This window comes from Roseomonas gilardii subsp. gilardii (genome assembly GCF_023078375.1).
GTDB lineage: Bacteria > Pseudomonadota > Alphaproteobacteria > Acetobacterales > Acetobacteraceae > Roseomonas > Roseomonas gilardii.
The window spans coordinates 2703511-2729883 of the sequence record NZ_CP095554.1 but is presented as its reverse complement, the minus strand read 5'-3'; the positions used below and the strand labels follow the sequence as shown (position 1 = coordinate 2729883).

The window sequence follows — 26373 nt, the reverse complement described above, 5'->3', positions numbered from 1 at the left end:
TTCAGCCCTGCGCTTCCGGGTGCCGCAGCAGCCAGAGCCGCTCATGCGCGGCGACGAGGCTTTCCATGTTCTTCCGGCGATTGACGTCCGGATGCACCGGCTTGCGGGTCAGCATGACCTCAAGGAGCCGCAGCAGGTCTTCCGCGACCTCGAAATCCTCCTGGTCGCAGGCGTGATGGAAGGCAATCAGAATCTTGTCCGAGAGGCGGCGTGTCTGCCTCGGGGCCGAGCCTGGGCGCGTGCCCGGCTTCGTCGTCTCGCTGCTATCGTTCTCAGCCATGTCGAGGCCGGCACCCCACCCTATGATCGGACAGATTGACGCGATTTCGCCGAATACACGCAGCCCAATCTATCCATTGCCAGCGTGCCACGAAACCCCGCCACTGTACCGTCATTTTCAATCAAAGAAACGCATATTTTGAGACACCGCCTGCAATCATTGGGCGGTGTCCCATCCGTTCCTCTCAGTGGCGAGGGCGTTCGGAACCAGCGGCGTCTCCCGCTTCCTGGCCGGGCGCGTTGAAAACGCTGTCCTCGAAAGCCTCTTCCCAACTTCCGGTTGTGGAAGCCTTCGAATACTCCGTGGCCCGGTTCTCGAAGAAATTCGTGTGCTCGATCGCGTTCAGCATCTCGTCGAGCCAGGGCAGCGGGTTGCGCTCGATCCGGTAGACCGGCTCCAGGCCGAGCTGCTGCAACCGGCGATCGGCGATGAAGCGGATGTACTGCTTCACCTCCGGCGCGGTCAGCCCCTGCACGTCGCCCAGTTCGAAGGCGAGGTCGATGAAGGAGTCCTCGTGCTCCACGATCGTCTCGCAGATCTGGGTGATCTCGCGGCGCAGCTCGGCCGTCCAGATCTCCGGATTCTCCTGCACGAAGGTGCGGAAGAGCTTGATCACGGAGAGGCAGTGCAGAGTCTCGTCGCGCACCGACCAGGTGACGATCTGCCCCATTCCCTTCATCTTGTTGAAGCGGGGGAAGTTCAGCAGGATCGCGAAGGAGGCGAAGAGCTGCAGCCCTTCGGTGAAGGCGCCGAAGGCGGCCAGGGTCTTGGCGATCTCGGTCTTGTTCTCGACCGAGAAGCTCTGCATGTAGTCGTACTTGTCCTTCATCTCCTTGTACTTGAGGAAGGCCTGGTACTCGATCTCGGGCATGCCGATCGTGTCGAGGAGATGGCTGTAGGCCGCGATATGCACCGTCTCGATGTTCGAGAAGGCCGACAGCATCATGAGCACCTCCGTCGGCTTGAACACCTGGGAGTAGTGCTTCATGTAGCAGTTGTTCACCTCCACGTCCGACTGCGTGAAGAAGCGGAAGATCTGCGTCACGAGGTTGCGCTCCACCTCGGACAGGTTCTTCTGCCAGTCCTTCACGTCATCGGCCATCGGCACCTCTTCCGGCAGCCAGTGGACGCGCTGCTGCGTCAGCCAAGCGTCATAGGCCCAGGGGTAGCGGAAGGGCTTGTAGACCGGGTTGGCGGTCAGCAGGTCGAAATGCGTCGGGATCTCGTCGGTGGGGCTGTGGCCGTCGGGCATGGGGCGTCTCGCTGTCTGTTCTGGTCCGTCTGGACGTCGGTTCGTTGCCTCCGGCGCGGGGTTGCGGGCTGCGGGCCGGCGCCGTCCAGGCCGGGCACTCCCTTCCCCACCGCCGATGGTCCGGGCGGCCCGCTGGCCGCCCTCGCCGAGGATGGCTCCGGCGCTGCCTACTGACAGGCCAGGCATTCCTCGTAATTGGTGGTCCCGCCCGCCGGCTGCGCCACCAGCGGCAGCGGGATCTGCACGTCATCCGGCACGGCGGCCGCGCCCAGCGAGGGCTGTACCGCCACCTTCTCGCTGATCGTGTCGGCGCGCTGGATGGAGAGCGAGCGGCAGTAGTAGAGCGACTTCATGCCCTTCTTCCAGGCCTGGAAGTGGATCTGGTGCAGGTCGCGCTTGTGCACGTTGGCGGGCAGGAAGAGGTTCACCGACTGTGCCTGGCAGATGAAGGGCGTGCGGTCGGCGGCGTGCTCGATCACCCAGCGCTGGTCCAGTTCGAAGGCGGTCTTGAACACCGCCTTCTCCTGCTCGCTCAGGAAATCCAGGTGTTGCACCGAGCCCTTGTTGACGGTGATGCTGGTCCAGGTGTCGTCGTCGTCGCGGCCATGCTTCGCCAGCACCTTCTTCAGATGCGCGTTGCGCACGATGAAGGAACCGGACAGCGTCTTGTGGTTATAGACATTCGCCGCGATGGGCTCGATGCCGGCCGAGGCGCCGCCGCAGATGACGCTGATCGAGGCGGTGGGCGCGATCGCCATCTTGTTCGAGAAGCGCTCGTTGAAGCCATACTCCGCCGCATCGGGGCAAGGGCCACGCTCATTGGCGAGCTTGATGCTGGCGGCATCGGCCTGGGCGCGGATATGCTTGAACATCCGCTTGTTCCAGACCTTCGCCACCACGCTCTCGAAAGGCACGTTCTGCGCCTGGAGGAAGGAGTGGAATCCCATCACGCCAAGGCCCACCGAACGCTCGCGCATGGCGCTGTAGCGCGCGCGGGCCATGCTGTCGGGCGCGGTGTCGATGAAGCTCTGCAGCACGTTGTCGAGGAAGCGCATCACGTCCTCGATGAAGGTCGGATGGTCCTTCCACTCGAACCAGGTCTCGAAGTTCAGCGAGGAGAGGCAGCAGACGGCCGTGCAGACGTGCGCTGCTGCCCATGCTGGTCGCGGCCCGTGGGCAGGGTGATCTCGGAACAGAGGTTGGAGGTCTTCACCTCCAGCCCGGCCAGCTTGTGGTATTCCGGCCGCGCGTTGTTCACCGCGTCGCTGTAGATGATGTAGGGCTCGCCCTGCTCGATCCGCGCCAGCAGGATGCGGATCCAGAGGCCGCGCGCCGAGATCTTGCGGATGACCGCGCCGTCCTTGGGGCTGGTCAGCGCCCATTCCTCGTCGGCCTCCACCGCGCGCATGAAGGCATCGGGGATCAGGATGCCGTGGTGGAGGTTCAGCGCCTTTCGGTTCGGGTCACCGCCGGTCGGGCGGCGGATGTCGATGAACTCCTCGATCTCGGGATGCGAGACCGGCAGGTACACGGCGGCCGAGCCGCGGCGCAGCGAGCCCTGGGAGATCGCCAGGGTCAGGCTGTCCATCACGCGGATGAAGGGCACGATGCCGGAGGTCTTGCCGTTCTGGCCGACCTTCTCGCCGATCGAGCGCAGATTGCCCCAGTAGGAGCCGATGCCGCCGCCCTTGGAGGCCAGCCAGACATTCTCGTTCCAGAGGCCGACGATGCCGTCGAGGCTGTCATCCGCCTCGTTCAGGAAGCAGGAGATCGGCAGCCCGCGCGTCGTGCCGCCATTGGACAGCACCGGCGTCGCCGGCATGAACCAGAGCTTCGAGATGTAGTCGTAGATGCGCTGCGCATGCGCGGCGTCGTCGCCATAGGCGCTGGCGACGCGGGCGAAGAGGTCCTGATAGGATTCGCCAGGCAACAGGTAGCGGTCGTCGAGCGTCGCCTTGCCGAAATCGGTGAGCAGCGCGTCGCGGGAACGGTCGATCGTGACCTGGCCATGCCCCTCAAGCTGAACGGCATCGAACATGGCGGTCCTCTCCTTAGGCAGGTCCGGGGGACGGTGAAACATGGAAGCGGAACCCGACCAAGGAGTCGGGGCGACATTCTTAACACCACATCTGGTAAGGCTCCAGGGAAAGGCATCTAGGTTTTGTGGCCCGGGCCAGCAGCTGGAAAGCACGAAAGCCCGCGGCAATCCTGGCTTTCCCCGCTTCTCGGCCTGTCGCCGGACGCGTGACGGGCACCGCCTTATCCCCTCTTTCCCCGTTTTCCACAGGCGATGAGGCGCTTCCCCGCGGGCATCGACGCCAAAGCTTCACTGGCCACCTCACCATCCGGTGATTAGCGGGACGCTCCCCGCAGCCTGTGGAATCCGGACCGCCGCCATGTCCAGCAAACCCGTCCAGAACCTGTCCCCCGTGCCGCTGGAACGGCGCGCGGAATTCGCGGCCCTGCCGCCCCGGCGCGAGGCGCATGACGGCGCCATGGCCTCGGTCCAGGCCTTCGGCGAGATCGAATCCGTCGCCGCGCCGCGGCCGGCGGAGCAGGCCCTGCTGCGCGTGGCGGCCTGGAACCTGGAGCGCTGCCTCTATCCGGATGCGGCAGCCCGCCTGCTGCGACAGCAGGGGGTGGCGCTGGTCCTCCTGTCCGAGATGGATTCTGGCATGCTGCGCACGGGGCAGCGCCACACCACGCGCGACCTCGCCGGCCTCCTCGGCCATGGCTATGCCTATGCGCTGGAATTCCTGGAACTGGCGCCGATGCCGGCGCCCATCGCCTATGACGACCCCGCGGCCGACAACCGGCTTGGCTTCCATGGCAACGGCTTCACCAGTGCCCTGCCCTTCCGCGACCCGGTGGTGATCCGGCTGGCGGAGGCCGCGGACTGGTTCATCGACCCGCCCGGCGGGCAGAAACGCATCGGCGCGCGCATGGCGGTGGCGGCGACCTTCCAATACGGCGGCCGGGAGTTCGTCGGCTGCTCGGTGCATCTGGAAAGCCGTGCCGACTTCGCCGGGCGCGCCAGGCAGATGCGCGGGCTGTTGGATGCGCTGGATGCCTATGCCGGCTCATTGCCGGTGCTGATCGGCGGCGACCTCAACACGAAAGTGGCGCCGGGCGGTCATGACGATCCGGAGGAGATGCTGTTCGCCGAGTCGGTGGCGCGGGGCTATGACTGGTCCGGCTGCAACCTGGCCGGCGTCACCACCCGCCGCAGCACCTGGAGCAACGGCCTGAACCCGCGGCAGCTCGATTGGTTCTGCACGCGCGGCCTGACCGCCGAGGCGCCCGCGATGATGTCCTCGGTGGACGAGGTCGGCAAGGTCCTGTCCGACCACGACGCGGTCCTGCTGACGCTGCGCTTCTGAGGATAGAGGGCCGGGAGGAAGGGACCTCTTCCCGGCCAGCCGGCTCAGCGCATCGGCGGCGGGTACTGGAGACCGCCCTTGTTCCAGAGGTTGTTCGGCCCGCGCTGCACGCCCATCGGGGTGATGTTGCGGTCCCAGACCTCGCCATAGTTGCCGACCTGTTTGACCACCTGCACGGCCCAGTCCGGCGCCACGCCGAGCATCTTGCCCAGGTCGCCGCTCTTGCCCATGAAGCGCTGGATCTCGGGGTTGCTGTTGTCCACGAAGCTGTCGATGTTCTTCGAGGTCATGCCGAGCTCCTCCGCGGTGAGCTGGGCGAAATGCGTCCACTTCACGATGTCGAAGAACTTCCAGTCGCCCTTGCGGACCATGGAGCCCAGCGGCTCCTTGGAGATGATTTCCGGCAGGATCGTGTACTGGTCCGCATTGGCGCCCTGGCTGAAGCGGAAGGAGGCGAGCGAGGAGGCGTCGGTGGTGAAGGCGTCGCAGCGGCCGCTGATGAAGGCATTGCGGATCTCCTCCACATTCTCGATCACCACCGGGGTGAACTTCATGTTGTTGCTGCGGAAATAGTCGGTGAGGTTCAACTCGGTGGTCGAGCCCGGCTGCACGCAGACCGAGGCGCCATCCAGATCCTTGACCGATTTCACGCCGGAGGCCGTCTTCACCGCGAAGCCGGTGCCATCGTAGAAGTTCACCGCGGCGAATTCGAGGCCCAGCGCCGCCTCCCGCCCCAGCGTCCAGGTGGTGGAGCGCACCAGCATGTCCACCTCGCCCGATTGCAACGCCGTGAAGCGGTTCTGCGCGGTGGTCGGGATGAAGCGGACCTTGTTGGCATCGCCCAGCACGGCGGCAGCCACCGCCTTGCAGGTGTCGGAATCGATGCCGCGCATCACGCCCTGGCTGTCCGGCAGGCTGAATCCCACATTGTTGCCGGCGGTGCCGCAAAGCAGGTAGCCGCGCTGCTTGATGGCCCCCATGGTATCGGCGGCCGGCTGGGCCGCAGCCTGCTGAGAGGCCGGAAACGCGAAAAAGGCGGAGGCCAGGGCGGCCGCCGCGACGCTCGTCATGCGCATCGTGTCTTACCCTTCCCAGGGGCCTCCGTCCCGTCGGAGGCCGGTGGGTCGAGCGTCGCCGTGCTACCGCCCGGCGAACAAGCGCCGGTTTACTCCCATTCGATGGTTCCAGGCGGCTTGCTGGTCACGTCATAGGCAACACGGTTGATCCCGCGCACCTCGTTGACGATCCGGTTGGCAACCCGGCTCAGGAAGGCGATCTCGAAGGGATAGACATCCGCCGTCATGCCGTCCGTGCTGGTGACGGCGCGCAGCGCGCAGGCCTGGTCGTAGGTCCGTCCATCGCCCATCACGCCGACGGTGCGGACAGGCAGCAGCACGGCGAAGGCCTGCCAGATCGCGTCATAGAGGCCGGCATTGCGGATCTCCTCCAGGAAGACGGCATCCGCCTGCTGCAGGATCCGCACCTTCTCGCGCGTCACCTCGCCCGGGATCCGGATGGCCAGGCCCGGCCCCGGGAAGGGGTGGCGGCCGACGATGGCCTCGGGCATGCCCAGCTCGCGCCCCAGGGCGCGGACCTCATCCTTGAACAGCTCGCGCAGCGGCTCCACGAGCTTCATGCGCATGTTCTCGGGCAGGCCGCCGACATTGTGGTGCGACTTGATGGTGACGGAGGGGCCGCCGGTGGCGGAGACGCTCTCGATCACGTCGGGATAAAGCGTGCCCTGGGCCAGGAAGTCGGCGCCGCCGATCTTGGCCTGCTCCTCCTCGAAGACCTCGATGAACAGCCGCCCGATGGTCTTGCGCTTCACCTCCGGGTCGGTGACGCCCTTCAGCGCGCCGAGGAAGAGTTCGGAGGCGTCGCGATGCACCAGCTTGATGTTGAAGCGGTCGCGGAAGGTCGCGAGCACCTGCTCCGTCTCTCCACCACGCATCAGCCCGTGATCGACATAAATGCAGGTGAGCTGGTCGCCGATCGCCTCGTGGATCAGCACCGCGGCGACGGAGGAATCCACGCCGCCGGACAGGCCGCAGATCACCCGGCCGGAGCCGACCTGGGCGCGGATGCGGGCGATCTCCTCGGCGCGGAAGGCGCCCATGGTCCAGTCGCCCTTGCAGCCGCAGACCGTGTGCGTGAAATTCCGCAGCAGCGCGGCGCCATGCGGCGTGTGGACCACCTCCGGATGGAACTGCACACCGTAATAGCGGCGGCTGTCATCGGCGATGATGGCCAGCGGCGCGCCCTCGCTCACGCCCACCGGGCGGAAGCCTTCCGGCAGGCGCGTCACGCGGTCGCCATGGCTCATCCAGACTTGCTCGCGCGCTCCCTTCTCCCAGACCCCCTGCGTCAGGGCGCAGGCATCGGTGATCTCGACGAAGGCGCGGCCGAACTCGCGGTGATGGCCGCTTTCCACCAGCCCGCCGAGCTGGGCGCACATGGTCTGCTGCCCGTAGCAGATGCCGAGCACCGGCAGGCCGAGCTCGAAGACCACCTTCGGCGCGCGGGGGCTTTCGCCCTCGGTCACGCTGGCCGGGCCGCCGGACAGGATGATGCCGCGCGGCTGGAAGTCGCGGATGCGGTCATCGCTGGCGGTGAAGGGCCAGATCTCGCAATACACCCCGCTCTCGCGCAGCCGGCGCGCGATGAGCTGCGTCACCTGGCTGCCGAAGTCGAGGATCAGGATGCGGTCATGCCCGCCGGCGGCCTCTTGCGCCGAGGCGGGAGCGGGGGTGACGTGAGTCGTCGCGATGGGGTCGGCCATGGCGGCGCGAAGCACGCCGGATGCCTCCGCGTCAACCTCTTCCTGCGCAGGGCAGGTCAGCCGCGGGATGAAACGGCGGTGGCGTCGAGCAGGGTCTCGATCGGGTCCCAGGCGATGGCGGTCTGCTCCACCGCCCGGCCGCCGACCTGGATGACCTCCCGCGCCACCGGACGGCCGCCGAGATGGCGGTAGAAGAAGCGGGCATGGTTGTCGGACAGCACCCAGAGCATGGCCGAGGCGCATCCGATGGCCGCCAGATGCGCGGCGGAAGCGCGCAGCAGCCGGCGGCCGATCCCCTGGTCCCGGTAGTCGCTGAGGACATAGAGGGTGGCGATCTCCCCCTCACCCCAACGGGTTCCCATCCCGGCACGCCGGGCATGGCCGGCGGAGGCGAAGCCCACCACCCGCCGGGCGGGCTCCGGCGTCTCGGCGACGAAGATCGCCTCGCCCTCCCGCCGGGCGATCAGCCCCTGGCCGTAGCCAGCGCCGATCCTTTGCGGCGAGAGGTTGGCCAGATAGGCATCCGGCAGCAGCCCCGCATAGGAATCCCGCCAGGCCGCGACATGCACGGCACCGATGGCGAAGGCATCCTGCGGCCGGGCGCGGCGGATGGCGGTCATGACCCCCCGGCCTCCCGCCGCTCCAGCACGGCACAGAAGAAGCCGTCCGTGTCCTGCCGGTGGGGCGCCAGGGCCAGGAAATCCCCCCCGGCACCCAGGCCGTCACCGGGGCTGGCCGGAGCCGCCTCCCCTTCCCATCCGGCGAAGCCCTGTGCCCAGGCCTCCGCCAACGGCACCGTCCGGAACTCCGGATGGCCGCTCAGAAACTCCCGCACCTGCACCTCATCCTCCTCGGGCAGGACCGAGCAGGTAGCGTAGACCAGCTTTCCCCCGGGGCGCACCAGGGAAGCCGCGCGCCGCAATATCTCGCCCTGCTTCACCTGGAGCTCGGCCAGATCCTCCGCCCCGGTGCGCAGCCGGGCATCGGGATTGCGCCGCCAGGTGCCGGTGCCGGTGCAGGGCGCATCCACCAGGACGCGGTCGAACTGTCCCGCCCGGCGCTTGGCCCAACGGTCGCCGAGCACCAGCAGATGTGTCTCGGCATTGTCCACCCCGGCCCGGCGCAGGCGCTGGGCGGCCCCGGAGAGGCGCGGCACGGAGACGTCACAGGCCACGATCCGCCCGCGATTGCCCATGGCCGCCGCCATGGCGAGGGTCTTGCCTGCCGCCCCGGCGCAGTAATCGGCGACCCGCATGCCGGGCCGCGCATCGGCCAGCAGGGCGATGAGCTGCGAGCCCTCGTCCTGGATCTCCACCAGCCCTTCCCGGAAAGCGCGGGTGGCCAGGATCGGCTGCCGCTCCGCCAGCCGCAGGCCCCAGGGGGACAGGGCCGTGGGCCGCGCTGCGATGCCCTCCGCCGCCAGGGCGGCGATCGCCCCCTCGCGCGTGCCCTTCAGCAGGTTCGCCCGCAGGTCCAGCGGGGCCGTTTCCATCATGGCCTTCGCCGCCTGCGGCAGTTCCGGGCCGAAACGCTCACGGAAGCCCGGCAGGGCCCAGCCGGGGATGTTGAGGCGGACCTCCTCAGGCATCTCCGGACGCAGGAGGGGCGGCCGCAGGGCGGACAGGACGCGGCGCTCGCCGGCCTCCAGGGGGGCCTCGGCATGGCGCTCGCCATGGAAGGTGGCGAGCACGGACTGGAGGGATTCCTCCGAGACCAGGAGCATATGGGTCGCGACCAGCAGGCGCGGCGTCGGCTGGCCACCGACGCGCGCCAGATGCCAGTCGAGGCGCAGCCTCTCCCGCACCACGCCCCAGGCACGCTCCGCCACCGCGCGGCGGTCGCCGCCCCCGATATAGCGGCGTGCCCGGAAGAACTCGTTGGCCACCGCATCCGCCGGGCGGCGGGGCTGGGCCTCCAGTTGCTCCAGCAGGGCGATGGCGGCGGCGATACGGGCGGCGGGGGTCATCTCAAGGATTCTGCCTGAACGAGCGACGCCCCGGGGAGGCGCCTGGATGGCAGCGCCTCGGCCCGGGGCGGGTTGCATGAAAAGGGATGCTTCCGGGCCCGGCTTGCCGCCGGGCCGGGAGGGGTTTCAGCCGTCGGCGCGGTAGTTCGGCGCCTCACGCGTGATCGCCACGTCATGGACATGGCTTTCCCGCAGCCCGGCATTGGTGATGCGGCGGAAGCGGCAGTTGCGCTGCATCTCCGCCATCGTGCCGTTGCCGGTGTAGCCCATGGCGGAGCGCAGCCCACCCACGAGCTGGTGGATCACCGCGCCGACCGGACCTTTGTAGCCGATGCGGCCCTCGATCCCCTCGGGGACGAATTTCAGGCTGTCCTGCACCTCGGCCTGGAAGTAGCGGTCGGCCGAGCCGCGGGCCATGGCGCCCAGCGAGCCCATGCCGCGATAGGACTTGAAGGACCGGCCCTGGTAGAGGAACACCTCGCCCGGCGCCTCGTCCGTGCCGGCGAAGAGGCTGCCCATCATCACGCAGTCGGCGCCGGCGGCGATGGCCTTGGCGATGTCGCCCGAGGTGCGGATGCCGCCATCGGCGATGGCCGGCACGTCCTTTTCCCGCGCCGCGGCGGAGCATTCCAGCACCGCCGTGAGCTGCGGCACGCCGACGCCGGCCACGATGCGGGTGGTGCAGATGGAGCCCGGGCCGATGCCGATCTTCACCGCATCCGCGCCCGCCTCGATCAGCGCCAGCACCGCTTCCGGCGTCGCCACATTGCCGGCGATGACCTGCACGCTGTTGGAGAGCTGCTTCACCCGCTCCACCGCCTTCAGCACGCCAGCGGAATGGCCATGGGCGGTGTCCACCACGATCACGTCCACATCGGCCTCCACCAGCGCCTCGGCGCGGCGCAGGCCGTCCTCGCCCGTGCCAGTCGCGGCGGCGGCGCGCAGGCGGCCCATCGCGTCCTTCACGGCGGAGGGGTTGGCCTGGGCCTTGTCCATGTCCTTGACGGTGATCAGCCCGATGCAGCGGTACTGGTCGTCCACCACCAGCAGCTTCTCGATGCGGTGCTTGTGCAGCAGCGACCGCGCCTGTTCCGGCGTGGCGTCGTTCAGCACGGTGACGAGGTTCTCGCGCGTCATCAGCTCATAGACGCGGAGATTGGGGTCGGTCGCGAAGCGCACGTCACGGCTGGTGACGATGCCGACGAGGCGCTTGCTCTCCCGCTCCACCACCGGGATGCCGCTGATGTGGTGCTGTTCCTGCAGGGCGCGGACATCGGCCAGGGTCTGGTCGGGGTGGATGGTGACGGGGTTCACCACCATGCCGCTCTCGAACTTCTTCACGCGGCGGACCTGGGCGGCCTGCTCCTCGATGGAGAGGTTCTTGTGGATCACGCCGATGCCGCCGGCCTGGGCCATGGCGATGGCCATGGGGGCCTCGGTCACCGTGTCCATCGCCGCGGCGACGAGGGGGATGTTCAGCCGGATTTCCCGCGTCAGCCGGGTGCGGGTGTCCGTCTGGGAAGGCAGGACGGTGGAATAGCCAGGGACCAGCAGCACGTCGTCGAAGGCGAAGGCCTCCTCGAAGGTGATGCGGCTGTCGATTCGGGGGAGCATATCGGGTGCCATGGGCGGGGGCCTCTCGGGGGATGGCGCTGCGCGACCTTGGCGGCCCCTCCTACGCTGCCGGGGCGGTCGATGGCAAGCTTCTCCGCCCCTGCGGGTTGTCCCGCGCGATCCTGGCAGGGTCGCGCCCGCCGCAGGGCCGCCGGCCTGGACGCGGCGGCGCGATGGCCCCAGATCTCAATCGTTTCTCAATCGTTTGAGCCGCGGAACCCCTGGGCCACGACATAGGCCTCGGCACTGTCCTTGCGGCTGGCCGGCGGCTTGGCATGGCGCACCTGGGCATAGTCCCGCTTGAGGGCGGCCAGCAGTTCCTTCTCCGTGCCGCCCTGGAAGACCTTCGCCACGAAGCCGCCGCCCGGCGCCAGGACACGGCGCGCGAAATCCGCGGCCAGCTCCACCAACCCCATGATCCGCAGATGGTCGGTCGCGTTGTGCCCGGTGGTGTTGGGTGCCATGTCGGAGAGCACCAGATCCGCCTGCCCGTCCAGCGCCGCCAGCACCGCATCCTCGCCCGCCTGCTCGGTGAAGTCGCCTTCCAGCAGGATCGCGCCGGGGATGGGGTCGATCGGCAGCAGGTCCAGCCCGACCACCCGGCCATGGTCGCCGATCGCCTTCAGCGCGACCTGGGTCCAGCCCCCGGGCGCGGCGCCCAGATCCACCACGCGCTGCCCGGGCTTCAGCAGCTTGAAGCGCTCATCCAGTTCCAGCAGCTTGAAGGCGGCACGCGAGCGCCATCCGGCAGCCTTGGCGGCGCGGACATAGGGGTCGTTGATCTGCCGCTCCAGCCAGCGCTGGGAGGCGGTCGTCCGGCCCTTGGCGGTGCGCAGGCGCGCGGTGAGGCCGCGATCGGCGGGAGGTTTCATGCCACCCTTATAGAGCAGGTCGCCCCGGATGGAGCAGGGGCGGCCAGGCCCGAAAGCGCGGGCCCGGCGCTCAGAGCCCGATTGAGAATGGGGCGGCGGAGGGCTGGCGAGGGATTTTTCGTGCCGGGCAGGAAGGTCCGCCGCCCCGATGCGGGGCATCGGGGCAAGAGCCTGACGCCCCCGGCGCGGAAAAGACCCGCCAGACCGACCCGCGGCCATTCTCAATCGGGCTCTCAGTGCGTCGCGGCGCTGAACCCGCGTGCCGCCGGCCAGTCCCGCCCGCGCCGCCCGATGGCGGGGCGGCCATGGCGCATCATCCGCAACAGCATGCCCTCCCGCAGCCCACGGTCGCAGACGGTGAGGCGCGGGGCCGGCCAGGTGCGGCGAATGGCGGCATAGATGGCGCAGCCCGGCAGGACGAAGTCCATCCGCTCCGGGCCGATGCAGGGATGCGCCGCCATGCCCTCCCGCCCCAGGGACAGCAGCCGGTGCAGGGCCGCATCCGCGGTGTCGATGCCCAGCACCTGCCCATCCACCAGCGGGCGCGAATAGCGCGGAAGGTCCAGGGCGATGCCGGCCAGGGTGGTGACCGTGCCGCTGGTGCCCATCAGGCTGACCCCGCCGGCGCGCATCTCCTGCCGGATGCAATGGACGGCGTTGAAGGGTTCGAGCCTGGAGGCGATCTCCTCCACCAGGCCGGCAGGACGAAGTCCATCCGCTCCGGGCCGATGCAGGGATGCGCCGCCATGCCCTCCCGCCCCAGGGACAGCAGCCGGTGCAGGGCCGCATCCGCGGTGTCGATGCCCAGCACCTGCCCATCCACCAGCGGGCGCGAATAGCGCGGAAGGTCCAGGGCGATGCCGGCCAGGGTGGTGACCGTGCCGCTGGTGCCCATCAGGCTGACCCCGCCGGCGCGCATCTCCTGCCGGATGCAATGGACGGCGTTGAAGGGTTCGAGCCTGGAGGCGATCTCCTCCACCAGGGCGGCGAAGCCCTGGCGGCTGTCGCAGAGCGCGCCCGCCTGCTCCGCCACTGTCACCACCCCCACCGGGACGGAGACATAGCCGATCAGCGATGGCTGATCGCCCGGCTCGCGCGGCGTGCGGATCCAGGCGATCTCGGTCGAGCCGCCGCCGATGTCGAAGAGCAGGATTCGCCGGTCCGCCTGAGCCATCAGGGGGGCACAGGATTCCATGGCCAGGACCGCTTCCTCGCGCGGCGAGATCACCTCGATCGGCAGGCCCAGGGCCGATTCCGCGCGCCGCAGGAAATCCGCGCCATTGGCGGCCCGGCGGCAGGCTTCCGTGGCGACGGCGCGCGCCGCATGGATCGGGCGCCGCGCCAGCTTGTCCCGACAGGCGGCCAGCGCCCCCAGGGCACGGTCCACGGCACTGCTGGTCAGGCTGCCGGTCCGGCCCAGCCCCTCCCCCAGGCGCACGATACGGCTGAAGCTGTCGACGACACGAAAACCTTCCGGACCGCCGGGCGCGGCCAGCAGGAGACGGCAGTTGTTCGTCCCGAGATCGATCGCCGCATGGACCGGCGCAGCAAGGGCCGGGCCAGGGCGACAGGTCGGAAGGTGGCTCATCGTCGCCATGGGAGTGTCATGATCCGGGAGCCTATGCGCCTGGGCAAGAGCTTTCATGCGCTGGGGTGGTTGCAGGCCACGGGGACCGATGCTATCTCGCGCCTCGTCAGCGACCGGGACATACGGACCGGCCTCTGGGGAATAGTTTAACGGTAGAACTCCCGACTCTGACTCGGGCAGTCTTGGTTCGAATCCAGGTTCCCCAGCCAATTTCCTCATCATAGCCGTGATCTGGTTCGCGGGACTGGCCTCCACCAGCCCCTTGGCCCTATGGCGCATCATGCCTGATCCCAGAACGTCACACTGCCCACACCGGGCGGCTCTTCGCATGAGGTTTTTGTTCGCTATTTGTTCTTTGTTCGCTAACCTTCGCCCATGGCGCACGAATCCACCCCTCCCCCTGCGACACTCGACCTTCTCGTAGCCCGCGAGGCCGCCCGGCGGTACGAGGAACTGCGGCGATCGGGCTATTCCGATGGCGAAGCCTGGGCCGCAGCCTCCGCCACCTTCGAAGCGGCGCACCGGGATTGGTCGCCGGATGTGGTGCAACGGGAAATGCGCCGGCTGACCACGCCTTTGGCGGCGTTGCAGGCCGCCCGGCATGAAGAACGGGTCGAGCGTTGCGGGACGGGTCGGCAGGAGCGGAAGCTTCCGCCGCGGCAACTTCTGTTGCGCCTGGCCAAGCCGGCTCTGCCGGAAGAGATGGCAGAAGCGGAATCCGGGGAGGATCCGCTTCGGGCCATGGTCTCGTTATATTCGCCGGGATGGCAGGGCGGTTTGCGCCCCTTCGGCTGATCCCCGGCCGTCTCGCTTGGGCGAGGTGCTCTCAGCCCCCGCGCTGCGCGGCGACTTCCAGCATGCGCTGGACGCGCTGGGCTTCGGCCATATGCGCCATGGCCCGCGCGATGTGCTGCGCCTTGATCGCACGCATCGGGGACACCAGCGCCGCGTCGATGGCGGCGGAAGCCTGGCGCAGATCCTCATCGATGGAGGCCAGCAGGGTTGGATCCTCGTTCACGCGCGGGGGCAGGGTGTCCTGGCCGAGGGGCTGTCCGATCCAGTTCATGTCCATCGCAGGCAAACCTTCCGTTCGGTGTCCGGGCATCAGTTCCGCATGGAAAGCGTTCAGGAACGGTGAACGCTGCAAGCGGCGAAGCATCTTATGGAATGTCTCATATCAGGAGACACATCCTCATAATAGATAAAAATCTCCCTGAACGCTGAAAGGTTGCGTGAAGCGTCAATTTTCGTGACAGACCTCCCGTGCCGGCACTTTCTCCACCGGAGGCCCTGTCGCCGCCCAGATGCACAAACATACCGTGCATGGCACCCCTTTCCCGCCATGCCAGGACCTATCGACCTGTTTTTCCGTCATAATTGCGCCAGGGGCATTTCACCCCCAGCCCGCTTGCGCTAGCTTCCGCCGGAACCCCGCCTCGCGCCCGGCCAACCGGAGGGAAGCCCGGGCCGCCATGGTCCGCCGCGGGACAGACCCATCCGGAGCACCCCGAATCGATGGAACAGGCTGGCAACCGGACTGATCTCCCGGCCCCGGTGCCTCTTCGCCCCGGCGACAAGGTCCTGGTCACCGGAGCGTCCGGCTTTCTCGGCTCCGCCGTGGCACGCAGCCTTCATGCCCGCGGGCTGGAGGTGCGGGCCCTGATCCGCCCGACCAGCCCGCGCGGCAACCTGTCCGGCCTGGGCTTCGAGGTGGTGCAGGGCGATCTCACCGACCCCGCCTCGCTCGCCGCGGCGCTCAAGGGCATGCGCCATCTTTTCCATGTGGCGGCGGATTACCGGCTCTGGGCGCCCGACCCCTCGGTGATGACCCGCGCCAATGTCGAGGGCACGCGCAACCTGATGCGCGCCGCTCTGAAGGAGGGTGTGGAGCGCATCGTCTATACGAGCAGCGTGGCCACGCTCAGGCTCGCCGGGGCCACCGGCCCTGTGGACGAGACCTCCCCCGCCGCGCCGCAGGAGGCGATCGGCGTCTACAAGCGGTCCAAGACCTGGGCCGAAAGGGTGGTCGAGGAGATGGTGGCGAAGGAGAAGCTCCCGGCCGTCATCGTGAACCCCTCCACTCCGATCGGACCGCGCGACATCCGCCCGACGCCCACCGGGCGCATGATCCTGGACGCGGCGCGCGGCAAGATGCCCGCCTTCGTCGATACCGGCCTGAACTTCGCGCATGTGGACGACATCGCCGCCGGCCATCTCCTGGCCTTCGAGCGCGGGCGGATCGGGGAGCGCTACATCCTGGGTGGCGAGAATGTCTCGCTGAAGGAGCTCCTGGCTGTGATCGCCGGGCTGACCGGGCGGAAACCGCCGCAGATCAGCCTGCCGCGTGGCCCACTCTACCCCCTCGCCTATGGTTTCGAGGCGATGGCGCAGATCACCGGAAAGGAGCCGCTGCTCACTGTCGATGGGCTGCGGATGTCGCGCTACCGGATGTTCTTTTCCTCGGCGAAGGCGGAACGGGAACTGGGCTACAGCGCCCGCCCCTACCAGCAGGGCGTGGCCGATGCCCTGGCCTGGTTCCGCGAGGCAGGCTACCTGCACTGAATGCTTCTCTTTCTGCTTGGCCTGGTGCCCGTGGCGATCTGGCTCGTCATGCTGCTGGCACGTGGGGGCTTCTGGCTGGCCCGCGACCGCGACGACCGGGACGAGGCCCCCGACCCCGCCTCCTGGCCCGCCGTCACCGCCGTGGTCCCCGCCCGCAACGAGGCCGATGTCATCGCCCGCTCGGTCGGCAGCCTGCTGGCGCAGCGCTATCCCGGCCCCTTCCGCGTCATCCTGGTGGATGATGGCAGCACCGACGGCACGGCCGATGCCGCCCGCGCCATCCCCGGCGCCGCGGAGCGGCTGGAGGTGCTGCCCGGTACCCCGCTCCCCCAGGGCTGGACCGGCAAGCTCTGGGCGGTGCGCCAGGGCGTGGCCCATGCCTGCGACAGCGGCGACGAAGCGCCGCCGGAATACCTGCTGCTGACCGATGCCGATATCGGCCATACGCCGACCAACCTGCGCGCCCTGGTGGCGCGGGCGGAGCGCGACCGCTGTGCCCTGGTCTCGCTGATGGCGGAACTGTCCTGCGCCAATGCGGCGGAGCGCTTCCTGATCCCCGCCTTCGTCTTCTTCTTCCAGATGCTCTACCCCTTCCGCTGGGTGTCCGACGACCGCAACCCGATGGCCGCCGCCGCCGGGGGCTGCATGCTGGTCCGCCGCACGGCGCTGGAGGCGGCGGGGGGCATCGATTCCATCCGGCATGAGATCATCGACGACTGCGCCCTGGGCCGCCGGCTGAAGGCGCAGGGGCCGATCCGCCTCAGCCTGACCTACCGCGCCACCAGCCTGCGCCCCTATCGCAGCGTGGCGGAGATCGGGCGCATGGTGTCCCGCTCCGCCTATGCCCAGCTCGGCTACTCGCCCCGGCTCCTGGCCGGGACGGTGCTGGGTATGGTCGTGACCTATATGCTGCCGGTGCTGCTGGCCCTCTTCGCTGGCGGCTGGGCGCAGGTCCTGGGCTTCCTGGCCTGGGGGCTGATGGCCCTGGCCTTCCACCCAATGCTCCGCTTCTACCGGATCTCACCGCCGGGCGCGGTGCTCTGGGGCCTCGCCCTGCCCGCCATCGGCCTCGCCTACACGGTCTTCACCCTGCGCTCCGCGCTCGATGTCCGGCTGGGCCGGGGCGGCATGTGGAAGGGCCGCGCCCAGGCGCAGGCCGGCCAGGGCACCCACACCGGCCCCCACACCGGCACCGGGAAGGCCCGGCCATGACCTCCGCCACGGCCCAGGCCGCCGATCTCGCTTCCGGCAAGGGGTCCGGGGACGAGAACTTCCCCGTCGCCTCGCATCTCGTCAGCGCCCGGCACCGCCCGGCCATCCTGGCCTTCTACCGCTTCGCCCGGATCGCCGATGACGTGGCCGACCACCCCACCGCCTCTCCCGCGGAGAAGCTGGAACAGCTCGCCCGCATGGAGCGCGGGCTGCGGGGCGAGGCGGGCGCCAATCCGGAGGGCGAGGCGCTCCACCGGGTGCTGCGCGAGCGCGGACTGGACGAGCAGCACCCGCTGGACCTGCTGGAAGCCTTCCGCCGGGACGTGACCAGGCTCCGCTACGCCGACTGGGCGGAGCTGATGGACTACTGCCGCTATTCCGCCTCCCCGGTCGGGCGCTTCGTGCTGGATGTGCATGGCGAAAGCCGGGCGCTCTGGCCCCGCAACGATGCGCTGTGCAGCGCCCTGCAGGTGATCAACCACCTGCAGGACTGCGCCAAGGACCGCCGGAAGCTGGACCGGGTCTATCTTCCGCAGGACCTGCTGGAACAGGCCGGGATCGGGGTGGAGGCCCTGGATGCCCCCGCCGCCAGCCCGGCCCTGCGTGGCGTGATCGCCACGCTGGCGGAGAAAACGGCCGGATTGCTGGATGCCTCACGCGCTTTTTCGACACAGATCCAGGATCTGCATCTCTCTGTGGAAGTAGGAGTGATCCAGAAACTGGCGGAAAGCCTGACGATTCGGCTGCTCCGGCGCGATCCGCTGGCGGAGCGGGTGCATCACCGGCGGTCCGAGGCGCTGGGCCTCGCCCTGCTGGGGGCGGTGGGAACGCTGGGCGCCCGTTGGGGCATCCGGTGGGGCTGGTCCTCGCGGAGAGACACATGGCCACCCGCGTCATCGCCCGAGGGGGCGGATGCCGGCGGGACGGAAAAGGAGCCGCGACGGCGGGAATGACAAGGTGACAGCCGCCGTGAGCACATCCGACGACCTGGCCGCGCTGGAGCGGCAGGTTTCCGGCAGTTCCTTCTATGCCGCCATGCGCCTGCTGCCCAAGCCGGAACGGGCGGGCATGTTCGCCATCTATGCCTTCTGCCGGCAGGTGGACGACATCGCCGATGACGGCACGCGCCCCCGCCCCGTCCGGGCCGCCGAACTGGAGGAGTGGCGGCGCGATCTCGCCGCGCTCTTCTCCGGACGGCCCGCCGGGCGCGCGGCCTTCCTGCAGGAGGCGGTGCGCCGCTACGGGCTGCGGCTGGAGGATTTCCTGGCCGTCGTCGAGGGAATGGCGATGGATGTCGAGAGCGATATCCGCGCCCCCGACCGCGCCACCCTGAATCTCTATTGCGACCGCGTGGCCTGCGCGGTGGGCCGCCTGTCCTGCCGCGTCTTCGGCATGGAGGAAGCGCCCGGCCTCGCCCTGTCGCACAGCCTCGGCATGGCGCTGCAACTGACCAACATCCTGCGCGACCTGGACGAGGATGCCGCGATCGGGCGGCTCTATCTGCCGCGCGAGGAACTGGCGGCCGCCGGCATTCCGGCCGCCCTCATGGACGACCCGGAGGCGGTGGTCGCCGACCCGCGCGTGGACATCGCCTGCCATGCCCTGGCCAGCGAAGCCCTGGCGCATTTCGCCGGGGCGGACCGGGTCATGCGGTCCCGGCCCCGTGGCCGGCTCATGGCCCCGCGCCTGATGGGGGCGGTGTACCGCCGCATCCTGGATGGGATGCTGGCCCAGGGCTGGCGGGCGCCGCGCCGGAGGGTGCGGATCGGCAAGCCGCACCTGCTCTGGATCGTGGCGCGCCACGGGCTGTTCGGATGAGCGGACCTGACATGCAGAGGCGGGCCCATGTGGTGGGGGCCGGGCTGGCCGGGCTCTCGGCGGCGGTGGCGCTGGCCGGACATGGGCAGCCGGTGGCGCTGTCGGAATCGGCCTCCCAGGCCGGGGGGCGCTGCCGTTCCTATCGCGACAGCCAGCTTGATCTGGTGATCGACAACGGCAACCACCTCGTCCTGTCCGGCAACGAGGCCGTGGCCCGTTACCTCGCCGCGATCGGGGCGGAGGACCGGCTGGCCGGGCCGGAGACGGCGGATTTCGCCTTCACCGACCTGCGCGACGGGGATTCCTGGCGGCTGCGGCCGAATGACGGCCCCTTGCCCTGGTGGATCCTCAGCCCCTCCCGCCGCGTGCCCGGCACCACGGCGGCGGGCTACCTCGCCCTCGGCAGGCTGCTGCGCCCGCATCCTGGCAAGCGGATCGACGAGGTGCTGGACTGCTCCGGCCCGCTCTGGGAACGCCTGCTCCGGCCCTTCCTGGTCGCCGCCCTGAACACCCGCCCGGAGGAAGGCTCCGCGGACCTCGCCGGCGCGGTGGTGCGGGACAGCCTGGCCAAAGGCGGCGCCGCCTGCCGCCCGCGCATCGCCGAGCCGACCCTGGCGGCCGCCTTCGTGGACCCGGCCCTGGCGCATCTGCGGCGCGAGGGGACCGAGATCCGCCTGTCCCGCCGTCTGCGCGGGCTGGAATTCGACGGCGAGCGGGTTTCCGCCCTGGCCTTCGCCGATGGCCTCGTACCGGTCGGACGGAATGAGGCCGTGGTGCTGGCCGTGCCGCCCTGGGTGGCCTCGGAAATGGTGCCGGGGCTGGAGGCACCGGATGATTTCCGCGCCATCCTGAACGCGCATTTCCGGCTGGCGCCGCCGGAAGGCACGGAGCCGATGGTCGGCGTGGTCTGCGGCACGGCGGAATGGATCTTCGCTTTCCCCGACCGCTTCTCCGTCACCGTCAGCAATGCCGACGCGCTGCTGGAGGCCGATCCGGAGGCGCTGGCCCGGCGCATCTGGAGCGACATCGCACGCGTGCATGGACTCACCGCGCCCCTGCCCCCTTGGCGCATCGTGAAGGAGAAACGCGCCACCTTCGCCGCCACGCCCGCGCAGGACGCAAGGCGGCCATCCGCCCGCACCCGCTGGACCAACCTGTTCCTGGCGGGTGATTGGACGGATACCGGACTTCCTTCCACCATCGAGGGCGCCTTGCGCTCCGGAGAGAGGGCTGCCGCTCTGGCCCTCTCCATCATGAACTGAGGCTGCTGCGAAATGTTCGACGCACCGGCTGGTGTACCGCAGGACAACACCCCCGACGATCTTTCCCCTGCCATGACATCCGGAATCCCCGGGACCGTGAGTCCCGCGGCGCTCGATGCCATGGTGAAGAGCGCGGCGCAGGCGCTGAAGAGCCTGCAGCGCGAGGACGGGCACTGGGTCTTCGAGCTGGAGGCCGACGCCACCATCCCCGCCGAGTACGTCCTGCTGCGTCACCATCTGGGCGAGCCCGAGGACCTGGAGCTGGAGCGGCGCATCGGCAACTACCTGCGCCGCATCCAGGGCGATCATGGCGGCTGGCCGCTCTTCCATGGCGGCGCCTTCGATATCAGCGCGACGGTGAAGGCGTATTTCTGCCTGAAGATGATCGGCGACAGCCCCGACGCGCCGCATATGGTGCGGGCGCGCGAGGCGCTGCTGGCCCGTGGCGGAGCGGGCGCCGCCAATGTCTTCACGCGCATCCTCCTTGCCATGTATGGCGAGATTTCCTGGAGCCGCGTGCCCTCCATGCCGGTGGAGATGGTGCTGCTGCCGCGCTGGTTCCCGATTCATCTGAGCAAGATGGCCTATTGGGCCCGCACGGTGATCGTGCCGCTACTGGTATTGCAGGCCAAGAAGGCGCGTGCCCGCAACGCGCGCGGCGTCCATATCCCCGAGCTCTTCCTGCCCCGCGACCGCCTGCGGCTGCGACGGGCGAAGACGCATCGCAAGCCGGGCTGGGCGCTGTTCTTCAACAGCCTCGATCTCGGCCTCAAGGCCGCCGAGCCGCTCTGGCCCAAGGGCTCGCGCCAGCGCGCCATCGACTGGTGCGTGGATTTCGTGCGCGAGCGGCTGAATGGCGAGGACGGGCTGGGCGCGATCTACCCGGCCATGGCCAACAGCGTGATGATGTACGACGTGCTCGGCTATCCGGAGGATCATCCGGATCGCGCCATCGCCCGCGCCTCGGTGGAGAAGCTGCTGATCGTCGGCGAGGACGAGGCCTATTGCCAGCCTTGCGTCTCCCCCGTCTGGGACACGGCGCTGACCTGCCACGCGCTGATGGAGGCAGGCGAGCTGGAGCATGGCGAGGCGGTGGAGAAGGGCCTGGCCTGGCTGAAGCCCTTGCAGGAGCTGGAGGTGCGCGGCGACTGGGCCGAGATCCGCCCCGATGTGCGCCCCGGCGGCTGGGCCTTCCAGTACCGCAACGCGCATTACCCGGATCTCGACGACACCGCCGTGGTGGTGATGGCGATGGACCGCGCCCGCCGCAGGCTGGAGCCGGGCGAGAATTTCGACGAATCCATCGCGCGCGGCGCGGAATGGACGATCGGGCTGCAGAGCCGCAACGGCGGCTGGGGCGCCTTCGATGCGGACAACAGCTACCACTACCTGAACAACATCCCCTTCGCCGATCACGGCGCCCTGCTCGACCCGCCGACGGTGGATGTCAGCGCGCGCTGCGTGGCGATGCTGGCGCAGCTCGGCGAGACCGAGGCGAACCCCCGGATGCGCGCCGCGCTGGACTATATCGTGCGCGAGCAGGAAGCCGATGGAAGCTGGTTCGGCCGCTGGGGCGTCAACTACATCTACGGCACCTGGTCGGCCCTTTGCGGGCTGAACGCCGCGGGCTGGACGTCGGAGCATCCGACCGTGCGGCGCGGCGCGGAATGGCTGCGGCGCATCCAGAACGAGGATGGTGGCTGGGGCGAGGATTGCGAGAGCTACAAGCTCGACTACCGCGGCTATGAGAAGGCGCCGTCCAATCCCTGCCAAACCGCCTGGGCGCTGCTCGGACTGATGGCGGCGGGCTATGTGGATGATCCCGCCGTGGCGCGCGGCGTCGCCTATCTCCAGGCGCAGCAGGACGAGAACGGCCTGTGGAACCAGGAAGCCTATACGGGCGGCGGCTTCCCGCGCGTCTTCTACCTCCGCTACCACGGCTATGCGCGCTTCTTCCCGCTCTGGGCCGTGGCGCGCTACCGCAACCTGCGCAAGGGCAACGCGACCCAGCCTTCCTGGGGCCTCTGAGCCACCCGTGACCCCGATCCCCCCGATACTCCTCGCCGCGACGGGCTTGCGGCGGGAAGCCCGGATCGTGTCCGGTCCCGGCATTCTCGCCGTCACCGGCGGCGGCGATGCCGCGCGGCTGGAGGCGGAGCTGGAGCGCCTGGCGCCTCAGGTGCGCGGCATCCTGAGCACCGGCCTGGCCGGCGCCCTCGCCCCGGGGCTGGAACCGGGCGACTGGGTGGTGGCCGGGGCGGTGCTGGACGGGTACAGCCGCATCCCCACCCATCCGGAATGGGCGGAATGGCTGCTGCACTACCTGCCCGGCGCCATGCCGGGGCTGGTGGCGGGGTCGGACGAAATGGTCACCGGAGCGCGCTGGAAGGCCAATCTGCGCAAGGCCTCCGGCGCCGTGGCGGTGGACATGGAATCCCATATCGCGGGCCGGGTGGCACAGCGGTACGGGCTGCCCTTCGCCGTGGCGCGCGTGATCTCCGATTCCGCCCGGCGCAACCTGCCCCCGGCCGCCATGGTGGGCATGCGGCCGGACGGGCGCATGGCGCCACTCGCCGTGCTCGGCTCGCTGCTGCGGGACCCGCTTCAGATCCCGGCGCTGGTCCGCACCGGGATCGAGGCGGAGAGGGCGTTCCGCACCCTACTCCGCGGCAATCGTCGCCTCGGCGCCGGGCTTGGTGCCCCCGCCGTGCTTGGCGCTCTTCGTGCGGCGGATCTCCACTAGCTTCTTCTCCACATGGCCGGAGAAGACGAACTGCGCCGGGCGCTGGTTGTCGATCGGGATGTCCGGCGCCATCGGCCCATCCGTCCGCACGCCGCGCAGGAAGACCATCGCCGCCTTCACCGGGTTCTGCACCGTGTGCTTCACCGCGGATGCCTCGAAGCCGGAATGGACCATGCAGTCGGCGCACTTCTCATAGTTGCCGACGCCGTACTTGTCCCACTCCGTGTCGTCCATCAGCTCCTTGAAGGTCTTCGCATAGCCTTCGCCGAGCAGGTAGCAGGGCTTCTGCCAGCCGAAGACCGTGCGCGTCGGGTTGCCCCAGGGCGTGCAGGCATAGGCTTCGTTGCCGGCCAGGAAGTTCAGGAACATGGTGGACTGGCTGAAGGGCCACTTCTTGCCGCCCTTGCCGCGTGCCAGGATGCCGCGGAACAGCTCCTTGGTCTTGGTGCGGTTCAGGAAGTGCTGCTGGTCCGGCGCGCGCTCATAGGCATAGCCCGGGGAGACGGTGATGCCGTCCAGCCCGATCGCCTTCATGTCGTCGAAGAAATCGGCGGTCTGCTGCGGGTCCGCGTCGTTGAACAGCGTGCAGTTGATGCTGACGCGGAAGCCCTTGCTCTTCGCGAGCCTAATGGCCGCGACGGCCTTCTCGTAGACGCCCCGCTGGCAGACCGACTTGTCGTGCATCGCCTCGTTGCCATCCAGGTGGATGGACCAGGTGAAGGCGGGATGCGGCTTGTAGTCGTCGATCTTCTTTTCCAGCAGGAGAGCGTTCGTGCAGAGGATCACGAACTTCTTCTTCGCCAGATAACCCTCGACGATCTTCGGCATCTCCTTGTGCAGCAGCGGCTCGCCGCCCGCGATCGAGACGACGGGGGCGCCGCATTCGTCGATCGCCTCCATGCACTCGTCATAGGAAAGCCGCTGGTTCAGGATTTCCGCCGGATAGTCGATCTTGCCGCAGCCCGCGCAGGCGAGGTTGCAGCGGAACAGGGGCTCCAGCATGAGCACGAGCGGATAGCGCTTCCGCCCCGAAAGGTGCTGCCTGAAAATATAGGACCCGATCCGGGCCGCCTGCAGCATGGGAATGCCCAAAGCCGCGCTCCTTGCTGTCTCTCTGCGGCTGCCCGGTGGGGCAGCCAGGGCTGTCTCTCACGGCTGCCACGACGGGCAGCCAGGGTTCCATCGTCCCGACGCGCTGTCCGGTGCCCGGCCGGGATTCTGCGAGCCTCGCCCGCGCTCCTAGCACGCATGGCCGGACTTCACGCCCGCACAGGCCGCACACCGGCCCTGCCCTCCGCACCAAGGCTTGCCGGGGCTTCCCCGGGCAGACCGTCTTTCCAGGCAGCGAGGGCAGTTCCCGGGTTCCAGACCGTGCCAGTCGGGTTCATCCTTTCCTGATTGGGGCTGTTGATGCAGGGCAACAACCCGGTGAGCACATTCTTCCGTCGGGATTGTGGCCCACGAGCCACAGTCCGGACCGCCCGACTGCCGGAACATGGGTTTGCCCACGAAGCTGTGTGCAGAGCCGCCGCGCTCGCTTCCTGGCCGGACTTGCCAAGGCACCGCCCGCCGGGGAAACACAGGCATGCCCATCTCCCGCCGGCAGGGGCTCCTTGCGGCCGTCCTGCTCTCCGCCCTCGCCCCGGTCGCCATGCACCGGCCCGCCATGGCCCAGCCTGCCGACCCCGCGGCGGCGCAGATCGAGCGGCTGCACGCCGCGTTGCTCGACGTGATGAAGCGGGCACAGGCGCTGGGCATCCAGGGCCGCTACCAGCAGCTCGCCCCGGTGGTGCAGGCGGTCTTCGACATCCCGGCCATGTCCCGCTTCGCCGTGGGGGCCCGCTGGCCCTCCTTCACCCCGCAGGAGCAGCAAGCGGTCATCCAGGCCTTCACCCGGATGACCATCGCCAGCTACGCCAGCAATTTCGACGGCTACAGCGGCCAGAGCTTCGAGACCCAGCGGGTCGAGAACCGGGGCGACGAGAAGATCGTGGTGAGCCGGCTGCTGAACCCCGCCGGCAAGCCGGTGGACCTCACCTACCGCATGCATCAGGCGGACGGGGCCTGGCGCATCACCGACGTGCTGCACGATTCGATCAGCGAGCTGAGCATCCGCCGGTCGGAATTCGCGGCCTCTGTCCGCCAGGGCGCGGCGACCCTGGTGCAGCGGCTGAACGAGCTCAGCGACCGGCTGATGAAGCCCGCCTGAGGGCGGGTCAGCGCCTCCCGGGGCCAGGCTTCCCAGGGCCACGCTTCCCGGCTGCCGGCTTCGCCAGCAGCGCCGGCTGCAGCAGCAGGATCACCAGCAGCACGCAGGCGAGCGAGATCATCAGCAGCCGCCCCATGCTCGCCGTGCCCGGATGGGTGGAGAGCCAGAGGCTGCCGAAGCCCGTGGCGGTGGTCAGGGCGCTGAAGACGATGGCCCGGGTCAGGCTGCTGGACAGCAGCGCCGCCTCCCCCTGCCGCCAGGCCATCACGTAGTAGATGTTGAAGGCCACGCCGATGCCGAAGAGCAGCGGCAGAGCGATGATGTTGGCGAAGTTCAGCGGCTCCCTCAGCAGCACGCAGGCGCCCAGGGTCAGCAGCCCGCTGGCGATCACCGGCAGAATCGTCAGCAGCACGTCCCGCACCCGCCGCAGCACCAGGGCCAGGAGCAGGGTGATGACGATGGCCGAGAGCACCCCGGCCTGGAGGAAAGCATGGACGATGCTGTCCCCCGCCTCCTGCAGCGAGATGGGGGCGCCGGTGGCCTGGGGCGCCACCGCCTGCACCGCCGCGGCGAAGCGGCGCAGCGCCTCGTTGCTGCTGGTGCCGCCCTGGGGGAAGACCTGCACCCGTGCCTGCCCGTCGGCTGCGACCCAGTCGGCGCGCAGCTCCGGCGGCAGCGTCTCCACCGTCACCGGCCCGGCCGAGAGCATGTCGCGGATCTGGGCGAGCAGCACGCGCAGCGGGGTGATCACCGCCTCCGAGGCCCGCGCCCGCACATCCGGCGAGGCGGCCACCAGATGCTCCAGCGCCGTGGCGAGGCTCCGCGCGGCCTCGGCC

General features: G+C 69.1%; 23 protein-coding genes, 1 tRNA gene and 1 pseudogene. 11 read left to right on the top strand and 14 right to left on the bottom strand.

Going from position 1 to position 26373, the window contains the following annotated elements; genetic code table 11:
* Position 1: 1 nt before the first annotated feature.
* The 3 genes and pseudogenes from MVG78_RS12400 to MVG78_RS12390 all read right to left on the bottom strand — a co-directional run bounded on the left by MVG78_RS12400 (position 2) and on the right by MVG78_RS12390 (position 3570).
* The gene (locus MVG78_RS12400; protein ID WP_027281462.1) at positions 2–280 is read right to left on the bottom strand and encodes a hypothetical protein; all 279 of its coding nucleotides are present in this window, start codon (positions 278–280) and stop codon (positions 2–4) included.
* Positions 281–464: 184 nt separating this feature from the next.
* Positions 465–1532 (bottom strand): ribonucleotide-diphosphate reductase subunit beta, encoded by a 1068-nt coding sequence (locus MVG78_RS12395; RefSeq protein WP_247551891.1) that lies wholly within the window; start codon positions 1530–1532, stop codon positions 465–467.
* Between the two features lie 167 nt (positions 1533–1699).
* A pseudogene (locus MVG78_RS12390) lies at positions 1700–3570 on the bottom strand (ribonucleoside-diphosphate reductase subunit alpha).
* Between the two features lie 358 nt (positions 3571–3928).
* Here MVG78_RS12390 and MVG78_RS12385 point away from each other — a divergent pair.
* Positions 3929–4912: an endonuclease/exonuclease/phosphatase family protein gene (locus MVG78_RS12385; protein ID WP_247551889.1), complete on the top strand. Its 984-nt coding sequence runs from the start codon at positions 3929–3931 to the stop codon at positions 4910–4912.
* 44 nt (positions 4913–4956) lie between these two features.
* Here the strand turns inward: MVG78_RS12385 and MVG78_RS12380 are convergent, their stop codons facing one another.
* From MVG78_RS12380 to MVG78_RS12345, 8 genes are all read right to left on the bottom strand, one after another.
* Positions 4957–5988, bottom strand: coding sequence for an amino acid ABC transporter substrate-binding protein (locus MVG78_RS12380; protein WP_247551887.1), 1032 nt, complete (start codon positions 5986–5988; stop codon positions 4957–4959).
* Between the two features lie 89 nt (positions 5989–6077).
* The gene (gene guaA / locus MVG78_RS12375; protein WP_247551885.1) at positions 6078–7706 is read right to left on the bottom strand and encodes a glutamine-hydrolyzing GMP synthase; all 1629 of its coding nucleotides are present in this window, start codon (positions 7704–7706) and stop codon (positions 6078–6080) included.
* A 41-nt stretch (positions 7707–7747) separates the two neighbouring features.
* Positions 7748–8311, bottom strand: a complete 564-nt coding sequence (locus MVG78_RS12370) for a GNAT family N-acetyltransferase (protein WP_247551883.1) — start codon at positions 8309–8311, stop codon at positions 7748–7750.
* Positions 8308–9657, bottom strand: coding sequence for an RsmB/NOP family class I SAM-dependent RNA methyltransferase (locus MVG78_RS12365; RefSeq protein WP_247551880.1), 1350 nt, complete (start codon positions 9655–9657; stop codon positions 8308–8310). The genes MVG78_RS12370 and MVG78_RS12365 overlap by 4 nt, the downstream gene beginning before the upstream one ends.
* A 126-nt stretch (positions 9658–9783) precedes the next feature.
* On the bottom strand, positions 9784–11283 hold the full coding sequence (gene guaB, locus MVG78_RS12360) for an IMP dehydrogenase (protein WP_247551878.1): 1500 nt from the start codon (positions 11281–11283) through the stop codon (positions 9784–9786).
* 185 nt (positions 11284–11468) lie between these two features.
* Positions 11469–12143 (bottom strand): RlmE family RNA methyltransferase, encoded by a 675-nt coding sequence (locus tag MVG78_RS12355; protein WP_247551877.1) that lies wholly within the window; start codon positions 12141–12143, stop codon positions 11469–11471.
* Between the two features lie 233 nt (positions 12144–12376).
* On the bottom strand, positions 12377–12775 hold the full coding sequence (locus MVG78_RS12350; protein ID WP_247551875.1) for a Ppx/GppA phosphatase family protein: 399 nt from the start codon (positions 12773–12775) through the stop codon (positions 12377–12379).
* A complete protein-coding gene (locus MVG78_RS12345; RefSeq protein ID WP_247551874.1) occupies positions 12751–13740 on the bottom strand; it encodes a Ppx/GppA phosphatase family protein in 990 nt (329 codons plus the stop codon). Before MVG78_RS12345 ends, MVG78_RS12350 begins: the two co-directional genes overlap by 25 nt.
* A 126-nt stretch (positions 13741–13866) precedes the next feature.
* Here MVG78_RS12345 and MVG78_RS12340 point away from each other — a divergent pair.
* Positions 13867–13940 (top strand) — tRNA-Gln (locus tag MVG78_RS12340).
* A gap of 166 nt (positions 13941–14106) precedes the next feature.
* Positions 14107–14526, top strand: coding sequence for a hypothetical protein (locus MVG78_RS12335; RefSeq protein WP_247551872.1), 420 nt, complete (start codon positions 14107–14109; stop codon positions 14524–14526).
* Positions 14527–14557: 31 nt separating this feature from the next.
* Here the strand turns inward: MVG78_RS12335 and MVG78_RS12330 are convergent, their stop codons facing one another.
* Complete coding sequence (locus MVG78_RS12330) at positions 14558–14890, bottom strand: hypothetical protein (protein ID WP_247551870.1); 333 nt, start codon at positions 14888–14890, stop codon at positions 14558–14560.
* A gap of 395 nt (positions 14891–15285) precedes the next feature.
* Between MVG78_RS12330 and hpnA the strand changes: the two genes are divergently transcribed.
* From hpnA to MVG78_RS12295, 7 genes are all read left to right on the top strand, one after another.
* The gene (hpnA, locus tag MVG78_RS12325; protein ID WP_247551868.1) at positions 15286–16293 is read left to right on the top strand and encodes a hopanoid-associated sugar epimerase; all 1008 of its coding nucleotides are present in this window, start codon (positions 15286–15288) and stop codon (positions 16291–16293) included.
* A complete protein-coding gene (locus MVG78_RS12320; RefSeq protein ID WP_247551866.1) occupies positions 16294–17505 on the top strand; it encodes a glycosyltransferase in 1212 nt (403 codons plus the stop codon).
* A complete protein-coding gene (gene hpnC / locus MVG78_RS12315) occupies positions 17502–18458 on the top strand; it encodes a squalene synthase HpnC (protein WP_247551864.1) in 957 nt (318 codons plus the stop codon). The genes MVG78_RS12320 and hpnC overlap by 4 nt, the downstream gene beginning before the upstream one ends.
* 16 nt (positions 18459–18474) lie before the next feature.
* Positions 18475–19323, top strand: a complete 849-nt coding sequence (hpnD, locus tag MVG78_RS12310) for a presqualene diphosphate synthase HpnD (protein WP_247551862.1) — start codon at positions 18475–18477, stop codon at positions 19321–19323.
* Complete coding sequence (hpnE, locus tag MVG78_RS12305; RefSeq protein ID WP_247551860.1) at positions 19320–20585, top strand: hydroxysqualene dehydroxylase HpnE; 1266 nt, start codon at positions 19320–19322, stop codon at positions 20583–20585. The genes hpnD and hpnE overlap by 4 nt, the downstream gene beginning before the upstream one ends.
* Positions 20586–20657: 72 nt before the next feature.
* Positions 20658–22613, top strand: a complete 1956-nt coding sequence (gene shc / locus MVG78_RS12300) for a squalene--hopene cyclase (RefSeq protein ID WP_428480649.1) — start codon at positions 20658–20660, stop codon at positions 22611–22613.
* A 7-nt stretch (positions 22614–22620) separates the two neighbouring features.
* Entirely contained in the window at positions 22621–23328 is a 708-nt protein-coding gene (locus tag MVG78_RS12295; RefSeq protein WP_247551856.1) for a phosphorylase family protein, read from the top strand.
* Here MVG78_RS12295 and hpnH read toward each other — a convergent pair.
* Positions 23245–24420, bottom strand: coding sequence for an adenosyl-hopene transferase HpnH (hpnH, locus tag MVG78_RS12290; RefSeq protein ID WP_247551854.1), 1176 nt, complete (start codon positions 24418–24420; stop codon positions 23245–23247). The two genes, MVG78_RS12295 and hpnH, sit on opposite strands and share 84 nt — an antisense overlap.
* Positions 24421–24913: 493 nt before the next feature.
* Here hpnH and MVG78_RS12285 point away from each other — a divergent pair, with 493 nt between their 5' ends.
* The gene (locus tag MVG78_RS12285) at positions 24914–25537 is read left to right on the top strand and encodes an ABC transporter substrate-binding protein (RefSeq protein ID WP_247551852.1); all 624 of its coding nucleotides are present in this window, start codon (positions 24914–24916) and stop codon (positions 25535–25537) included.
* A 7-nt stretch (positions 25538–25544) separates the two neighbouring features.
* Here MVG78_RS12285 and MVG78_RS12280 read toward each other — a convergent pair whose 3' ends face one another.
* Positions 25545–26246: an MMPL family transporter gene (locus tag MVG78_RS12280; RefSeq protein WP_247560423.1), complete on the bottom strand. Its 702-nt coding sequence runs from the start codon at positions 26244–26246 to the stop codon at positions 25545–25547.
* Between the last annotated feature and the right edge of the window lie 127 nt (positions 26247–26373).

Excerpts from the sequence above, each read along its gene's own strand:
- MVG78_RS12400 (WP_027281462.1), bottom strand. The coding sequence starts at position 280 with ATGGCTGAGAACGATAGCAGCGAGACGACGAAGCCGGGCACGCGCCCA.
- MVG78_RS12395 (WP_247551891.1), bottom strand. The coding sequence starts at position 1,532 with ATGCCCGACGGCCACAGCCCCACCGACGAGATCCCGACGCATTTCGAC.
- MVG78_RS12385 (WP_247551889.1), top strand. The coding sequence starts at position 3,929 with ATGTCCAGCAAACCCGTCCAGAACCTGTCCCCCGTGCCGCTGGAACGG.
- MVG78_RS12380 (WP_247551887.1), bottom strand. The coding sequence starts at position 5,988 with ATGCGCATGACGAGCGTCGCGGCGGCCGCCCTGGCCTCCGCCTTTTTC.
- MVG78_RS12370 (WP_247551883.1), bottom strand. The coding sequence starts at position 8,311 with ATGACCGCCATCCGCCGCGCCCGGCCGCAGGATGCCTTCGCCATCGGT.
- MVG78_RS12365 (WP_247551880.1), bottom strand. The coding sequence starts at position 9,657 with ATGACCCCCGCCGCCCGTATCGCCGCCGCCATCGCCCTGCTGGAGCAA.
- guaB (WP_247551878.1), bottom strand. The coding sequence starts at position 11,283 with ATGGCACCCGATATGCTCCCCCGAATCGACAGCCGCATCACCTTCGAG.
- MVG78_RS12355 (WP_247551877.1), bottom strand. The coding sequence starts at position 12,143 with ATGAAACCTCCCGCCGATCGCGGCCTCACCGCGCGCCTGCGCACCGCC.
- MVG78_RS12350 (WP_247551875.1), bottom strand. The coding sequence starts at position 12,775 with ATGCGCGCCGGCGGGGTCAGCCTGATGGGCACCAGCGGCACGGTCACC.
- MVG78_RS12345 (WP_247551874.1), bottom strand. The coding sequence starts at position 13,740 with ATGGCGACGATGAGCCACCTTCCGACCTGTCGCCCTGGCCCGGCCCTT.
- MVG78_RS12335 (WP_247551872.1), top strand. The coding sequence starts at position 14,107 with ATGGCGCACGAATCCACCCCTCCCCCTGCGACACTCGACCTTCTCGTA.
- MVG78_RS12330 (WP_247551870.1), bottom strand. The coding sequence starts at position 14,890 with ATGCTTCGCCGCTTGCAGCGTTCACCGTTCCTGAACGCTTTCCATGCG.
- MVG78_RS12320 (WP_247551866.1), top strand. The coding sequence starts at position 16,294 with ATGCTTCTCTTTCTGCTTGGCCTGGTGCCCGTGGCGATCTGGCTCGTC.
- hpnC (WP_247551864.1), top strand. The coding sequence starts at position 17,502 with ATGACCTCCGCCACGGCCCAGGCCGCCGATCTCGCTTCCGGCAAGGGG.
- hpnE (WP_247551860.1), top strand. The coding sequence starts at position 19,320 with ATGAGCGGACCTGACATGCAGAGGCGGGCCCATGTGGTGGGGGCCGGG.
- shc (WP_428480649.1), top strand. The coding sequence starts at position 20,658 with ATGACATCCGGAATCCCCGGGACCGTGAGTCCCGCGGCGCTCGATGCC.
- MVG78_RS12285 (WP_247551852.1), top strand. The coding sequence starts at position 24,914 with ATGCCCATCTCCCGCCGGCAGGGGCTCCTTGCGGCCGTCCTGCTCTCC.
- MVG78_RS12280 (WP_247560423.1), bottom strand. The coding sequence starts at position 26,246 with ATGCTCTCGGCCGGGCCGGTGACGGTGGAGACGCTGCCGCCGGAGCTG.